The organism is Brucella thiophenivorans (assembly GCF_002252445.1).
GTDB classification, from domain to species: Bacteria; Pseudomonadota; Alphaproteobacteria; order Rhizobiales; family Rhizobiaceae; genus Brucella; species Brucella thiophenivorans.
The window spans coordinates 387,332-399,965 of the sequence record NZ_NNRJ01000015.1 but is presented as its reverse complement, the minus strand read 5'-3'; the positions used below and the strand labels follow the sequence as shown (position 1 = coordinate 399,965).

Genomic DNA, 12,634 nt, shown 5'->3' with positions numbered 1-12,634 from the left:
TAGATGAGCGCACAGGATGCGATTGCCCAAACCAATGAGAGTGAGGCCGTCAAAAGCCCAAGTTCTATACTTTTTGTTTGCGGTAAAAACTCCATTCGCTCGCCAATTGCCGAATTGCTTGCAAGAAAGCTGCTTCCATCCAATATGTATATTGCATCTGCGGGTGTTCAGCGCGGGGAGCGTGACCCGTTTGTAGATGCAGTTCTGGTTGAGGAAGGCCTATCGCTCGACAACCGACAACCGCGTGAGCTGGAAGAACTAGCGGACGGCTATTTCGATCTCATCATTACACTTACCCCGCTGGCCCATCATACAGTGCTTGAACGCATGCGCGGGTTTTCGGTGAATGTGGAATATTGGCCGACCCCTGACCCGACCCTTGTAACGGGAAGTCGCGAGCAGATTATGAATGCTTATCGTGATGTGCGGGATCGCTTAAAAGGGCAAATCACACGGAGATTAGCCCCGAATTAACAGCCCTCAAGCCTAATCCAATTCGGTTGTTCACAAATGCAGTCTAATCATATAGGTTCCGGCCAAATTTAAAGCTGCGGCCCGGTTTTGGGCCAATCTGTCAAAGAAAGTTAAAGGTATCGCATGGCGAAAGAAGAAGTCCTAGAGTTTCCGGGTGTTGTTACGGAACTGCTGCCAAATGCAATGTTCCGCGTTAAGCTCGAAAACGAACATGAAATCATTGCTCACACTGCTGGCCGTATGCGCAAAAACCGCATCCGTGTTCTCGCAGGCGATAAGGTTCTGGTCGAAATGACCCCATATGACCTGACCAAGGGTCGTATTACCTACCGCTTCAAGTAAGCCAATCACGCACACGCAGGAAAACCGTTGTCTATGAACGCGCAACATAAGCTGGTTCTTGCCTCCGGCTCTCCCCGCAGGATCGAGCTTCTGGGGCAGGTCGGCATTGAGCCAGATCATATCCAGCCGGCTGATATTGACGAGACGCCTCAGCGCGCGGAGCATCCGCGTTCTCTGGCGCGACGTCTTGCGCGGGAAAAGGCCAAGGCTGCGCAGCAACAATTGCAGGGTGATGAAGCCTTCGCCAATGCTTTTGTTCTGGCGGCTGACACGGTTGTTGCCGTGGGACGACGGGTTCTGCCCAAGGCAGAAATCACCGACGAAGCGCGGGAATGCCTGCGTCTTTTGTCGGGGCGTACGCACAAGGTTTTCACAGGCGTCTGCCTCGTTTTGCCCAATGGCAATCTGCGCCAGACGCTTGTTGAAACGCGCCTGCGTTTTGAACGCCTGACGGCCAAGCAAATTGATGCCTATCTCTCTTCGGGCGAGTGGCGAGGCAAGGCGGGTGGCTATGCCATTCAGGGGCTCGCCGGCAGCTTCGTTGTTAAACTGGTCGGCTCCTACACCAATGTCGTAGGCCTTCCTTTACAGGAAGTTGTAAGCTTGCTGGCTGACGGCAATTATCCGGTTTATGATAACTGGCAAAGTGGCAAAGTCTGAAATATCTATGAGCGACAAAAAAGACATATCGACAGCAGAGGGCGCGCGCGTTACGCTATTGCGTCCCGTTCGCCCCTGCCCGGAATGCGGTAAGGCGTCTGCTCGCGACACTTATCCGTTCTGTTCACCACGCTGCAAAAGTATCGATCTCAACCGCTGGCTTTCGGGAAGCTATGTCATTGCCGGAAAAACGATTGAGGAAGAGGAAGAAAACGACAACTGAGTTTGTTGCACCATGATTTTCTCTGCAAAATCGGTGCTTTAGCAAGTTTATAAGAAATCTTGTAAAAATTGCGATAGGGTGCTGGACAGCGCGAAATTTAATGCTATAACCCACCCACTTCCGGCGGACACCAACACCGCCACACAGTGAGAAATCACTGACAGGATGCCCGGATAGCTCAGTTGGTAGAGCAGCGGATTGAAAATCCGCGTGTCGGCGGTTCAAATCCGTCTCCGGGCACCACTTTTCTCACAATTATAGCCCCTTTCTTGAAGTCTGGCCTTTGAAAGGGTCGCGTTTCCATCCCATCTTCACATGTTCAAATCAGCCGCATTTGATAGTTGATTGAGACAATCCAATTTGCTTAATAAGGCCCATGCTTCTACACGACAAACATCGGCTCGCTGTTCTCACTTCCTACAACACCATAGAGATGGGACAGGATCGCACACGGGATGCGCTCTGCAATCTCGTCTTGTCGACGTTTGGCGTTCCGATGGCTGCGGTATCGCTCGTCGACGAACATGTCACGCATCATATCGGCATGGCGGGTTGCGTGTTCGGAGATTTGCCGAACGAAAATACGTTCTGCTCCCATACCATTGAAAGCACAGATCCTTTTCTGATTGAAGACGCGACTTCCGATGATCGGTTTGCAACCAATCCTTTCGTCAAGGGTGATCCAGGCGTTCGTTTTTATCTTGGAGCTCCGCTGGTTGCACCAGATGGCTCAACATTGGGCGCCATCTGCGCACTCGATACCAAAACAAGGCTCTGCACTCTTGAAGAGAAGGCAAAGCTTGCAAGCCTCGCCAGCACGGCGGTCGAGATTCTCAACATGCGCCGCCACATGCGCGAAGCGCGTAAACTAGCACTTGTCGACGGTTTAACCGGGATTGCCAATCGCACCGGCATTGAGCTTGAAATCGAGAAGGCCATTATAGCGCTGCGCAATCATGGCCTGCCCTTCTCGCTGCTCTATTTTGACGTTGATCGCTTTAAACAAGTCAATGATGAACGTGGACACGCAGCGGGCGATGAATTGTTGCGGTTGATTGGCGAGACACTTGTGGGGCGTAATCGCCCCGATGAGGTCAGTGCACGCCCCGGCGGCGATGAATTCATCGTCCTGCGGCTCGGCGGTACAAAGGAAAGTGATCTTGCCGAAGCACAGCAGATTAAGGCTATGCTTGATGATGAGGTCTCACGCGCAGGCTTCTGTGTAAGTTTCTCAATGGGCCTCGTTTCATTTACAGCAGCACCCACAGATGTGGCTGGGGCAATTTATGCTGCAGATGCTCTGCTTTATGATGCCAAGCGTCGCGGTAAGAATCTTATCTCCACCGGCGAGCAGAAGTAAAAAGCGCGCCTGGAATCAGACGCACTTTTTTAAACTCAAATCACTGTTACGGCTGAACAAATTCCAGCGTCAGCGTCTCAACGCCAGCGGAAAGAGCCGTGCCCTTTTCGGTATCAACGGCAAGCGGCTGCAATGTGAAAGCCTGACCTGTTCCGCCAACCAGCACCTGTACGCCTGCACCAAGGCCAAGGCTTGCATCAGCTTCCGCACCAGCATAAGTGCCAGCAAGCGCACCAGGCTCCATAGTGGTGGTCGCAGCGAGAACTGTCCATGTCATCTGGCCACCAGTGGTTTCGCCGAGTTCCAGACCATACTGGTCAATCGAGCCATTATACTGCTGCGACAGGCCATTGCCATTCGACAGCGTGCAGCTGACCTTCTGCTTCTGCTCGATGATCAAGCCAATACCAGCCGATACATCACACGAAAGCACACCAACTTCCGCACTGACCTGTGCCGACCCGGAAGATGTTGCTGCCAGAAGAATGGAAGCACCCAGCGCCAAAATTGCCTTTTTCATCACGACCCCTTTTCCAAATTAATGGTTCCCACAGGAACAGACTATTCTTAAGTGATCAATAATAAAAAGCCGCGCTGCGAAAGATAATTTCGGCAGCGCGGCTTCGAGTTCACATCAGGTTCCATCAGCCCTTGAACGTATATTCCGTAATTGATTGTGTTTTCATTTCGATGGAGAAGCCGGGCAGCGACGGCGGCATATAGGCCGCGTCCTTGATGATGCATGGCTCGATGAAATGCTCGTGCAGATGATCGACATATTCGATCACACGACCGTCCATGGTGCCTGAAACGGCAACATAATCGATCATCGAGAGATGCTGCACATATTCACACAGACCAACGCCGCCCGCATGTGGCCAGACCGGCTTGTTATACTTGGCAGCTATCAGCAGCACAGCCAGAACTTCGTTGAGACCACCCATGCGGCATGAATCGATCTGAACGATGTCAACCGCGCCTTCTGCGATGAACTGCTTGAACATGATGCGGTTCTGGCACATTTCGCCAGTCGCAACCTTCACATCGCCAATGGCTTGGCGGATCTTGCGATGGCCTGCAACATCATCTGGGCTGGTTGGTTCTTCAATGAAGAAAGGCTTGGAGAAAGCGAGCTTGTTGACCCACTCAATTGCCTGATTAACTTCCCAGACCTGATTGGCATCAATCATCAGATAACGATCAGGGCCGATGACTTCACGCGCGATGGTGAGACGACGAATATCATCTTCCAGATCGCGGCCAACTTTCATCTTGATGTGGTTGAAACCTTCGTCAATCGCTTCCTGACAGAGACGACGCAGTTTTTCATCGCCATAACCGAGCCAGCCAGCAGAGGTCGTATAGCAAGGATAGCCGGTTGCTTCGAGCTGAGCGATGCGCTCTGCCTTGCCACTTTCTGCTTTGCGCAGAATTTCGACTGCTTCGTCGCGGGTTAGCACGTCCGTGATGTAGCGATAATCGACAATATCGGCGATTTCTTCTGCCGACATTTCCGACACCAGACGCCAGACTGGCTTGCCGGATTGCTTTGCCAACAGATCCCAGAAAGCATTGACCACAGCACCTGTTGCAAGATGCATCGCGCCCTTTTCAGGGCCGATCCAGCGCAACTGGCTATCGCTTGTCAGATGCCGCCAGAATTTGCCCGGAGCCGAACGGACCACATCGAGATCGACGCCGACCACCAGATGGCGCATGGCAAGAATGGCCTGACAGCATATGTCATTACCGCGACCGATGGTAAAAGTCAGACCGTGGCCTTTCAGCGCCTCGTCATCCGTATCGAGGATGACATAGGCGGCCGAGTAATCCGGGTCCGGGTTCATCGCATCCGATCCGTCCAGACTTTGCGAAGTCGGGAAGCGCAGATCGAAAACGCGCAGATCAGTAATTTTGGTCATGATTTATCTCAATTCAAATATCTGCGCGCACGTTCTGCTTCTGCGTGCCGAGGCCTTCGATGCCGAGTTCGACAACGTCGCCAGCCTTGAGATAACGCGGTGGCTTCATGCCCATGCCAACGCCCGGAGGTGTGCCAGTGGAAATGATGTCACCCGGCTGCAACGACATAAACTGCGATAAATAAGAAACCAGATGACGAACGCCATAGACCATGGTCTTGGTCGAGCCGTCCTGCATAGTTTCGCCATTGACCTTGAGCCACATGCCAAGATTCTGCGGATCGGCAACTTCGTCCTTTGTCACCAGCCATGGGCCGGTAGGACCAAATGTGTCGCAGGATTTGCCCTTGGTCCACTGACCAGCGCGTTCGATCTGGAAAGCGCGTTCCGAGACGTCATGCAGCGTGCAATAGCCCGCGACATAGTCAAGCGCATCTTCTTCCGAGACATATTTCGCGGTCTTGCCAATGACGATGCCAAGCTCGACTTCCCAGTCAGTCTTTTCGGAGCCGCGCGGGATCAGCAGATCGTCATTCGGGCCGACGATAGCGGATGTTGCCTTCATGAAGATAACGGGTTCTGGCGGCACAGCCATGCCGGATTCAGCCGCGTGATCGGCATAGTTCAAACCGATGCAGATAAACTTGCCAGTGCCTGCAACGCATGGTCCAAGACGTGGATTGCCTTCGACTTTTGGCAATGCATTCACATCAAGCGAGCCAAGCTTTGCAAGGGTTTCAGGGCTGAGAACTGCGCCCGACAGATCGCTTACATGGGCAGACAAATCGCGGATATTGCCATCGGCATCGAGAAGGCCCGGCTTTTCCTGTCCGGTTTCGCCATAGCGAAGAAATTTCATGAGTTTACTCCTTGTGGGGATAGAATTGGTGGTAGTCGGATGCCTAGAGCTGTCGAAATTCTGGTTATGGCGTGCCGAAAATGGTGTTTTTCGAGAACCGGAGCGGAGTGTACTTAAAGGTACATGAGCACCGGAAGCGCAGAAAATGCCGTTTGCAGGCCGCCAGAGCCTGAATAGCGATAGCTCTAAATCGTCCAGCCACCATCAATGTTATACGCCTGACCCGTGGTATAGGTCGCACCCGCGAGATAGACCGCGAGATCGGCAATTTCTTCCGGCTGTCCAATACGGCCAATTGGCTGACGGGCGATGAAAGCTGCGCGCTGCTTTTCATAATCGCCCTGCGCGCGCAGGCGATCCTGCAGCGACGGGCTTTCAACCGTGCCGGGGCAGATGGCGTTGCAGCGAATGCCCTGACCGACATAATCGGCAGCAACGGCTTTGGTAAGACCAATGACAGCAGCTTTCGTTACACCATAAGCAAAGCGGTTCGGAACACCTTTAACGCTCGAAGCAACGGATGCCATGTTGACGATGGCACCATCTTTGCGCTCCAGCATGCCCGGCAGCACGGCCTGAATAGTGCGGATCATCGCCTTGACGTTGAGATTGACGGCGAAGTCGAGGTCTTCGTCTTTCATTTCCAAAATCGAGCCGCCATGGACAACGCCTGCGCAATTGAACAAGATATCGACCTGACCAATTTCAGTGACCAGTGCCTTGACGCCTGCATCATCTAGCACGTTAAGCTTGCGGGTGGTGATGCCCGAAATACCTTCGAGTTCCTTGAGTGCGTTCTCGTTGATGTCGGTCGCATAGACCTTGGCACCCGCTTCTGCGAAAGCCAAAGCACTTGCGCGGCCAATGCCCTGCGCCGCCGCCGTAATCAGCGCGGTTTTTCCATCAAATCGTATCGTCATAGTCATGCCTTCCGTTCAACAAGCAGGATGTGGTCGCATGCCAGCACCACTTCATCCCGCTGATTAAGCACTTCGCACCGCTCATTCACGCGGCCCATATTTGCCCTCTTCGGGTCGTCTTCCTTGGCACTGATCGTCACACGCGTGCGGATCGTATCGCCGATATGCACCGGACGTATAAAACGCAAGCGGTCATAGCCATAAGAAAAAGCGACCGGATTGATGAGCGTGGCTGTCAGGCCAACGCCAATCGCGAAAACCATTGTGCCATGCGCAATGCGCTGGCCACCCGGCAATGTCTTTGCAAATTCAACATCCATATGATGCGGGAAGAAATCGCCCGTATGTCCGGCATGAACCACGAAATCTGTTTCAGTGATCGTGCGGCCATAGGTTACGCGCTGAGCCTCAAGTTCATAATCTTCAAAATAGATTGTCTGTTCAGACATGATCAAAACTCCGGTTTTGCAGCAAGCGGCGTGGCAGGCGCGCTACTTGATTGATAGGCCGCTTCGACCAGTGCCATGGTGTGCCAGGCATCTTCGACAGAGCCAATAAGCTCGGCATCTTCGCCGGTTGCGAAACGCTGCAACTGCGCCATGCGGTTTAAGAATGCATCCGGGAACCACCCGCCTTCAAGTGCGACCTGCACCCAGTCGTCGTCGCCCTTTGGCTTGATCCAGAGCTCATCCGGTTCACCATGCGGATAGTCGAGATTGACGCCGAGTTTCACATAGGCCGCACCCTCAGTCCCGCAAATGCGGAACTCGCAGGCCTGAAACTTGCGGCCGAAATCATGGTCATGATTGATCGACAGCGCACAACGCACGCGGTTGCCATAGTCCAGAATCGCAGCCGTGCGGGTCTGTGCGACTTCATGGTTCGGATGGCCAATGGTCTTGGCGTGAACGCCTTGCGGATTGCCAAGCAGTCCACGCACGAAATCCAGATAATGGATCGAATGCATGGCGATCTCTATACGCGGCAGACCTTTCAGGAACGGCCACAGACCCCATGGGGTCGCAAGCGCCAGCCATGCATCGAAATCCACCACTTCGCCAAGCAAGCCCTTATCGACGGCATCGTAAAGAGCAAGCATCATCGGCGCGAAGCGCAGCTGGAAATTCACCGCCGCTTTGAGATTACGCGCACGACAGACTTTCAGGATTTCCGTGGCTGCATCGAGGTCGCTGCCCATCGGCTTCTGGATGAGGGCGGGTGCGCGTTCCGGCAATTGCGACAGGATAGAAGCATGGGCTGACGGCGGTGTTGCCAAATCGAAGATCGCACCTTCGATAGCCAACGCTTCTTCAATGCTTCCAAAAGCCTTCACGCCCCGTTTGTCAGCAAGCGCTGATGCCTTTTCGAAATTGGGATCAAAAATGCCCGCAACCGGAAAACCACCCAGCTTATAGGCTGGCAGATGCGCATCATCAACAATGCTGCCTGCACCAAAAATCACGATAGGCTTCGGCTGCGTGGGCTTCGGCCACCACTGGCGCAGGGTTTTTGGATCGAAAGTGTCAGTCATGATGGAAAACCTCCTCCATCATTGCCCACCACTCGCCCTCTTTGCGGGTTTCAAGCGGCTTCTGGCATGGCATGCAGACCGACCACCACTCCTGATTTTTCGGATTATCGGCCATTTTCTTCATGTCGGCTTCAAAGTCGGTGCCAACATAGTCCCATGTGCCAAACAGCAAGTTTTCTGGCTCTTTGAGAAAGATCGTATAATTGGTGATGTTGCATTCTGAAATAAGCGCGAGAATCTCCGGCCACACGCTCGCGTGCAGCTTTTTATAGTCCGCGATCTTCTCAGGCTTCAGCCCGATCACCATCCCCATGCGTTCACTCATGACGCGCTCACGATCTCGCGGGTGAATTCGGAAACCGAACGCGCGCGCACGGCATCCCAATCCCACGAAATACCAATGCCCGGCTCCGATGGAGCAATGGCGTGGCCGTCACGGATTTCCATGCCCTTGGTCGTCAGTTCATCGAGCTGCGGGATATATTCGACATAACGGCCATTCTGCACCGCGCAGGCGAGGCTCACATGCAGCTCCATCAGGAAGTGCGGGCAGACAGGAATATCGAAGGCTTCCGCCGCATGTGCCACTTTCAGCCATGGTGTGATGCCGCCGATGCGCGCCACATCGACCTGCACGATGGAGCAAGCACCCTTCTGCATATATTCGCGGAAATGACGGATCGAATAGATCGATTCACCCACCGCAATCGGCGTCGGTGTCGAGCGCGTCAGGCGGATATGGCCATCAAGATCATCCGCTGGAAGCGGTTCTTCAATCCATGCCAGATCAAGCTCTTTCAGACGTTCTGCACGGCGGATAGCCTCATCAACGCTAAAGCCCTGATTGCAATCGGTCATGATTTCAAAGCCGTCACCGACTGCTGCACGAACGGCGGCCAGACGCGCATGATCTTCCGAGCCATGCGGCTTGCCGATTTTCACCTTAGAGCCGGAAAAGCCCTTGGCCTTGGCTTGCAGTGCATCCTCGACGAGCGCTTCTTTTTCGATATGCAGCCAGCCGCCCTCGGTCGTGTATAGCGGGCAACGGTCCTTGGCACCGCCTGCGAGTTTCCAAAGCGGCAACTTCTGCTTTTTCGCACGCAAGTCCCAAAGGGCTGTGTCAATCGCCGCAAGTGCTAGCGCTGTAATCGCACCGATGGTTGTGGCGTGGGTCGCAAATTCGAGCTTGCGCCAGATCGCTTCGATGCGATCCGCATCCTCATCGAGGATCAGCGGCACCAGATGGTCGTTCAACAATCGCATGACGGACGAACCACCTGTACCGATAGTGTAGCTATAGCCCGTTCCGACCGCACCATCGCTATCCGTGATGGTGACGATTGGCGTTTCCTGACTGACAAAGCTCTGGATCGCATCGGTGCGCTTGACCTTCGGCGGAAGGTCAACCATGCGCAGTTCGACTTTTTCAATGCGTGCCATGTTTAAACCGCCAAGCTCTTGCCGCTTACCGCGTCAAACAGATGCGCCTGCGACAGATCAAATTGCATCACAACAGCTTCACCCGGATGCAGATGACGCGGGTTCAACATACGCGCAACCCATTCCTTGCCAGCGAATTCGGCAAAGACCAGCGTTTCATTGCCAAGCGGTTCGGTGATCGAAACGCGCAATTCGCCTTCATGAATAGCATCTCCCGAAGAAAGCCCGTGGCCTTTCGGAAAAAGATCATCTGGACGCAGACCAAATGTTACTTTCGCGCCTTCGCTGACCTTGGCTTTGAACTGCTGCGGTACTGGAAGACAGTCCCCATTGGCAAAAACCAGTTCCGCACCTTGCACAGTTGCTTCCGCCATATTCATAGGTGGCGAGCCGATAAAGCCTGCAACAAACTGCGTATCCGGGCGCTTGAACACTTCGTCCGGGGTGCCAACCTGCTCGATATGACCATCGCGCATGATGACGATGCGGTCAGCCAGCGTCATGGCCTCAACCTGATCATGCGTCACGTAAACGACAGTCGACTGCACCTTGGCATGAAGCTTTTTGATCTCGGTGCGCATCTGCGTGCGCAGCTTCGCATCGAGGTTGGAAAGCGGTTCGTCGAACAGAAACACTTCCGGATTGCGCACGATGGCACGGCCCATGGCGACACGCTGGCGCTGACCGCCGGAAAGCTGTGCCGGACGACGGTCCATCAGCGCTTCAAGACCAAGAATGGCGGAGGCTTCATTCACACGGCGGTCGATTTCCGCTTGCGGCTGCTTGGCGATTTTGAGCGAGAAACCCATATTCTCACGCACCGACATATGCGGATAGAGCGCATAGGACTGGAACACCATCGAGATATTGCGATCACGCGGCGGTAGATCATTGACAACCTTGCCGCCGATTTCGAGCGCACCATCTGAGATGCTTTCAAGACCTGCAATCATGCGCAGCGTCGTGGACTTCCCACAGCCCGACGGACCGACGAGCGCTACAAATTCCTTGTCGGCGATTTCGAGATTGATGCCATGCACGACTTCGATTGTGCCATAGCGCTTGACGAGATTTTTAATGGAAAGCTGAGCCATTGTAATATCAACCTTTAACCGCGCCGAACGTCAGACCAGCAACAAGATGCTTCTGAACGATGAATGTGAGGGTCAGCGCCGGAATAATCATCACGACTGCGAGCGCACACATGCCACGCCAGTCAATGGTGAATTCAGCGGTGTAATCGAGAAGACCGACAGGAAGGGTCTTGGAATTGATGGAGCGGGTGAGCTGGGAAGCCAGCGCATATTCGTTCCATGAAGTGAGAAAGGCGAAGATGCCAGCGGTCGCAATGCCGGGACCGGCCAGTGGAAATTCCACCTGCCAGAAAGCCTGCCAGCGTGTGCAGCCGTCGATCTGCGCTGCTTCGGCCAGATCTTTTGGCACCTGACGGAAGAAACCATCAATCAGCCAGATGGTGAAAGGCACGTTGAGCGCCACATAAGTGATGATCAAGCCAAAATGCGTGTCGATGATGCCAATGCGCGAATAAAGCATGAAAAGCGGCAGCGAAAGCGCAATGCCCGGCACCGAGCGCGTCAGCATCAGACCCAAGAAGGTTGTCGATTTGCCCCAGAAGCGGAAACGCGCAAAAGCATAGCCACCCGAAACGCCGACAACCAAAGCAATGATCGTGGATGTAACCGAGATAATCAGCGAGTTACGGAAATAGTCCCAGACCGGAATACCGCCGCCGCCAGCACCAGAGAACATCGCATAATAAGCATCAAGCGTGATTTCCTGCGGAATCCAGACAGGCGGCTTTGCCATGATTTCAACCGGCGGGCGCAGCGAGGACAGCACGATCCACAGACCGGGCAGGCAGATGATCGTCATCGCGAGAAACAGGCCAATCAGATAGGCGACTTTCTTGACGCGACGCAGCAGGCGATGCTGATCATTAGAGAGTGTTGTTGATGCCATGATTACCACTCCGCTCCGATTTGCGCACGTGCGGCTGCAAGCTTGCGGAAGAACATTACGGTGAAGATGATCGAAAGCAGGATCGCGACATAGGCCATAGCGTTAGCAAGCCCCATCTGCGCATCCGAATATGCTGTTCGCCCAACAAGCGTCCAGATCAGCTCGGTTCGACGTGCCGGACCACCATCAGTCATGATCTTCACGATGTCATAAGCGCGTGCCACATCGAGCGAACGAATGGTCATAGCGATGAAGGCGAACGGCATCAGATAAGGCCAGATGACATAGCGGAAGGTCTGCCAAGGGGTACAGCCATCAACGCGCGCCGCTTCCACCGGATCTTGCGGCATCGACAGAAGACCGCCCAGAATGAGGATCGCAAACACCGAGGTCGACATCCAGACCTCTGCCATCAGAATGGCAAACAGTGCCAGATTGCCGTCGATCAGCCATGGAATTGCAGTGTCGGTTATACCCAGCGATTGCAGCGCATTGTTCACAAGACCGATATTGTCGTTGAACATGAATTTGAACTGGAAGCCGACCAGAACCGGCGAAAACATCATCGGGAACATCATCAGCGTGCGTAAAACGCGCTGGCCGTGGGTGGCCTTGTTGATGAGCAGTGCCAGGCCAAGTCCTAGCAGCATTTCCAGATTGAGCGCGATGGTGAGAAAGATCACCGTGCGAATGAATGCAGCCCAGAACACCCAGTCGGTCATGATGCGCTGATAATTGCGCAGTCCGATGAAGTTGAACAGGCTGTCGGGACGCGTCAGCCGGAATGGCGTGAAGCTTGAATAAAGCGAAAGCGCAAGGGGAAACAGAACCACCGCTGCGAGAATGATGAAGGCCGGAAGCAAAAGCAAAACCGGCGGGGAAATTCGTTTAAACATTGTTCTTCCGAAGCGATTGTAAGCGCA

At 53.9% G+C, this 12,634-nt stretch carries 16 protein-coding genes and 1 tRNA gene; 6 read left to right on the top strand and 11 right to left on the bottom strand.

From position 1 onward, the window contains the following. Positions 1–3: 3 nt before the first annotated feature. From CEV31_RS06845 to CEV31_RS06820, 6 genes are all read left to right on the top strand, one after another. Complete coding sequence (locus CEV31_RS06845) at positions 4–474, top strand: arsenate-mycothiol transferase ArsC (protein WP_094506275.1); 471 nt, start codon at positions 4–6, stop codon at positions 472–474. 123 nt (positions 475–597) lie between these two features. Then, positions 598–816 (top strand): translation initiation factor IF-1, encoded by a 219-nt coding sequence (gene infA, locus CEV31_RS06840; protein WP_002965531.1) that lies wholly within the window; start codon positions 598–600, stop codon positions 814–816. Between the two features lie 33 nt (positions 817–849). Then, positions 850–1,476: a Maf-like protein gene (locus CEV31_RS06835; protein ID WP_094506274.1), complete on the top strand. Its 627-nt coding sequence runs from the start codon at positions 850–852 to the stop codon at positions 1,474–1,476. A 7-nt stretch (positions 1,477–1,483) separates the two neighbouring features. Next, on the top strand, positions 1,484–1,699 hold the full coding sequence (yacG, locus tag CEV31_RS06830) for a DNA gyrase inhibitor YacG (protein ID WP_094506273.1): 216 nt from the start codon (positions 1,484–1,486) through the stop codon (positions 1,697–1,699). 167 nt (positions 1,700–1,866) lie between these two features. Next, a tRNA-Phe gene (locus CEV31_RS06825) sits at positions 1,867–1,942 on the top strand. A gap of 133 nt (positions 1,943–2,075) precedes the next feature. Then, positions 2,076–3,059 (top strand): sensor domain-containing diguanylate cyclase, encoded by a 984-nt coding sequence (locus CEV31_RS06820; RefSeq protein ID WP_094506272.1) that lies wholly within the window; start codon positions 2,076–2,078, stop codon positions 3,057–3,059. Between the two features lie 46 nt (positions 3,060–3,105). On the opposite strand, the gene CEV31_RS06815 is transcribed toward CEV31_RS06820, so the two are convergent. The 11 genes from CEV31_RS06815 to CEV31_RS06765 all read right to left on the bottom strand — a co-directional run bounded on the left by CEV31_RS06815 (position 3,106) and on the right by CEV31_RS06765 (position 12,607). Further along, on the bottom strand, positions 3,106–3,579 hold the full coding sequence (locus CEV31_RS06815; protein ID WP_094506271.1) for a DUF992 domain-containing protein: 474 nt from the start codon (positions 3,577–3,579) through the stop codon (positions 3,106–3,108). A 124-nt stretch (positions 3,580–3,703) separates the two neighbouring features. Further along, positions 3,704–4,981, bottom strand: coding sequence for an L-fuconate dehydratase (locus CEV31_RS06810; protein ID WP_094506270.1), 1,278 nt, complete (start codon positions 4,979–4,981; stop codon positions 3,704–3,706). Positions 4,982–4,994: 13 nt separating this feature from the next. Continuing rightward, the gene (locus CEV31_RS06805) at positions 4,995–5,840 is read right to left on the bottom strand and encodes a fumarylacetoacetate hydrolase family protein (RefSeq protein ID WP_094506269.1); all 846 of its coding nucleotides are present in this window, start codon (positions 5,838–5,840) and stop codon (positions 4,995–4,997) included. A gap of 185 nt (positions 5,841–6,025) precedes the next feature. Beyond that, entirely contained in the window at positions 6,026–6,760 is a 735-nt protein-coding gene (locus CEV31_RS06800) for an SDR family oxidoreductase (protein ID WP_094506268.1), read from the bottom strand. A 2-nt stretch (positions 6,761–6,762) separates the two neighbouring features. Beyond that, positions 6,763–7,209: a MaoC/PaaZ C-terminal domain-containing protein gene (locus tag CEV31_RS06795; RefSeq protein ID WP_094506267.1), complete on the bottom strand. Its 447-nt coding sequence runs from the start codon at positions 7,207–7,209 to the stop codon at positions 6,763–6,765. A gap of 2 nt (positions 7,210–7,211) precedes the next feature. Next, the gene (locus CEV31_RS06790) at positions 7,212–8,291 is read right to left on the bottom strand and encodes a Gfo/Idh/MocA family protein (RefSeq protein ID WP_094506266.1); all 1,080 of its coding nucleotides are present in this window, start codon (positions 8,289–8,291) and stop codon (positions 7,212–7,214) included. Next, entirely contained in the window at positions 8,284–8,616 is a 333-nt protein-coding gene (locus tag CEV31_RS06785) for an L-rhamnose mutarotase (RefSeq protein WP_094506265.1), read from the bottom strand. Before CEV31_RS06785 ends, CEV31_RS06790 begins: the two co-directional genes overlap by 8 nt. Continuing rightward, positions 8,613–9,731 carry a mandelate racemase/muconate lactonizing enzyme family protein gene (locus CEV31_RS06780; RefSeq protein ID WP_094506264.1) on the bottom strand — a complete coding sequence of 373 codons (1,119 nt, stop codon included), beginning with the start codon at positions 9,729–9,731 and terminating at the stop codon, positions 8,613–8,615. Before CEV31_RS06780 ends, CEV31_RS06785 begins: the two co-directional genes overlap by 4 nt. A 2-nt stretch (positions 9,732–9,733) precedes the next feature. Continuing rightward, entirely contained in the window at positions 9,734–10,825 is a 1,092-nt protein-coding gene (locus CEV31_RS06775) for an ABC transporter ATP-binding protein (RefSeq protein ID WP_094506263.1), read from the bottom strand. A 7-nt stretch (positions 10,826–10,832) separates the two neighbouring features. Further along, complete coding sequence (locus CEV31_RS06770) at positions 10,833–11,711, bottom strand: carbohydrate ABC transporter permease (protein WP_094506262.1); 879 nt, start codon at positions 11,709–11,711, stop codon at positions 10,833–10,835. Between the two features lie 2 nt (positions 11,712–11,713). Beyond that, positions 11,714–12,607 carry a carbohydrate ABC transporter permease gene (locus tag CEV31_RS06765; protein ID WP_094506261.1) on the bottom strand — a complete coding sequence of 298 codons (894 nt, stop codon included), beginning with the start codon at positions 12,605–12,607 and terminating at the stop codon, positions 11,714–11,716. Positions 12,608–12,634: the final 27 nt, after the last annotated feature.

What these genes read in the sequence shown, in the direction of transcription:
- CEV31_RS06845 (WP_094506275.1), top strand. Translation starts at nt 4, where the DNA reads ATGAGCGCACAGGATGCGATTGCCCAAACCAATGAGAGTGAGGCCGTC.
- infA (WP_002965531.1), top strand. Translation starts at nt 598, where the DNA reads ATGGCGAAAGAAGAAGTCCTAGAGTTTCCGGGTGTTGTTACGGAACTG.
- CEV31_RS06835 (WP_094506274.1), top strand. Translation starts at nt 850, where the DNA reads ATGAACGCGCAACATAAGCTGGTTCTTGCCTCCGGCTCTCCCCGCAGG.
- yacG (WP_094506273.1), top strand. Translation starts at nt 1,484, where the DNA reads ATGAGCGACAAAAAAGACATATCGACAGCAGAGGGCGCGCGCGTTACG.
- CEV31_RS06820 (WP_094506272.1), top strand. Translation starts at nt 2,076, where the DNA reads ATGCTTCTACACGACAAACATCGGCTCGCTGTTCTCACTTCCTACAAC.
- CEV31_RS06815 (WP_094506271.1), bottom strand. Translation starts at nt 3,579, where the DNA reads ATGAAAAAGGCAATTTTGGCGCTGGGTGCTTCCATTCTTCTGGCAGCA.
- CEV31_RS06810 (WP_094506270.1), bottom strand. Translation starts at nt 4,981, where the DNA reads ATGACCAAAATTACTGATCTGCGCGTTTTCGATCTGCGCTTCCCGACT.
- CEV31_RS06805 (WP_094506269.1), bottom strand. Translation starts at nt 5,840, where the DNA reads ATGAAATTTCTTCGCTATGGCGAAACCGGACAGGAAAAGCCGGGCCTT.
- CEV31_RS06800 (WP_094506268.1), bottom strand. Translation starts at nt 6,760, where the DNA reads ATGACGATACGATTTGATGGAAAAACCGCGCTGATTACGGCGGCGGCG.
- CEV31_RS06795 (WP_094506267.1), bottom strand. Translation starts at nt 7,209, where the DNA reads ATGTCTGAACAGACAATCTATTTTGAAGATTATGAACTTGAGGCTCAG.
- CEV31_RS06790 (WP_094506266.1), bottom strand. Translation starts at nt 8,291, where the DNA reads ATGACTGACACTTTCGATCCAAAAACCCTGCGCCAGTGGTGGCCGAAG.
- CEV31_RS06785 (WP_094506265.1), bottom strand. Translation starts at nt 8,616, where the DNA reads ATGAGTGAACGCATGGGGATGGTGATCGGGCTGAAGCCTGAGAAGATC.
- CEV31_RS06780 (WP_094506264.1), bottom strand. Translation starts at nt 9,731, where the DNA reads ATGGCACGCATTGAAAAAGTCGAACTGCGCATGGTTGACCTTCCGCCG.
- CEV31_RS06775 (WP_094506263.1), bottom strand. Translation starts at nt 10,825, where the DNA reads ATGGCTCAGCTTTCCATTAAAAATCTCGTCAAGCGCTATGGCACAATC.
- CEV31_RS06770 (WP_094506262.1), bottom strand. Translation starts at nt 11,711, where the DNA reads ATGGCATCAACAACACTCTCTAATGATCAGCATCGCCTGCTGCGTCGC.
- CEV31_RS06765 (WP_094506261.1), bottom strand. Translation starts at nt 12,607, where the DNA reads ATGTTTAAACGAATTTCCCCGCCGGTTTTGCTTTTGCTTCCGGCCTTC.